Origin of the sequence: Streptomyces sp. DH12, from assembly GCF_020873895.1 — a bacterium.
In the GTDB taxonomy this organism is placed as follows: domain Bacteria; phylum Actinomycetota; class Actinomycetes; order Streptomycetales; family Streptomycetaceae; genus Streptomyces.
The window spans coordinates 1-422 of record NZ_JAHWGT010001335.1 but is presented as its reverse complement, the minus strand read 5'-3'; the positions used below and the strand labels follow the sequence as shown (position 1 = coordinate 422).

Below are 422 nucleotides of genomic sequence, written 5' to 3'. Positions count from 1 at the left end.
ACACCCAGGCTCAGGTCAGTGGCGGGGAGCCGACCACCTTCGAGGGGTTCGGGAACTATGCCGAGCTGTTCGGGGACGGGCAGTTCTGGGAGGTGCTGCTGGCCACCGTGGTGTTCGCGGCGGCCTGTGTCGTCTCCACGCTGGCCGTGGGGTGTGCGCTCGCCGTGCTGCTCACCCGGGTGCGGGCGGTGCCGCGGCTGGCGTTGATGCTGGCCGCGCTGGGCGCCTGGGCGACGCCGGCGATCACCGGGTCCACGGTGTGGCTGTTCCTCTTCGACGCCGACTTCGGCCCGGTCAACCGGGTGCTGGGGCTCGGCGACCACTCCTGGACGTACGGGCGGTTCAGCGCGTTCTTCCTGGTGCTGCTCGAAGTGGTGTGGTGCTCCTTCCCGTTCGTGATGGTCACCGTCTACGCCGGCATC

General features: G+C 69.9%; 1 protein-coding gene. It reads left to right on the top strand.

All coding sequences use genetic code 11. The annotated features are described in order from the left end of the window. Nucleotides 1-422, top strand: a 422-nt coding sequence (locus LPA54_RS39960; RefSeq protein WP_368857910.1) for a carbohydrate ABC transporter permease, incomplete at both ends; no start/stop codon positions are given.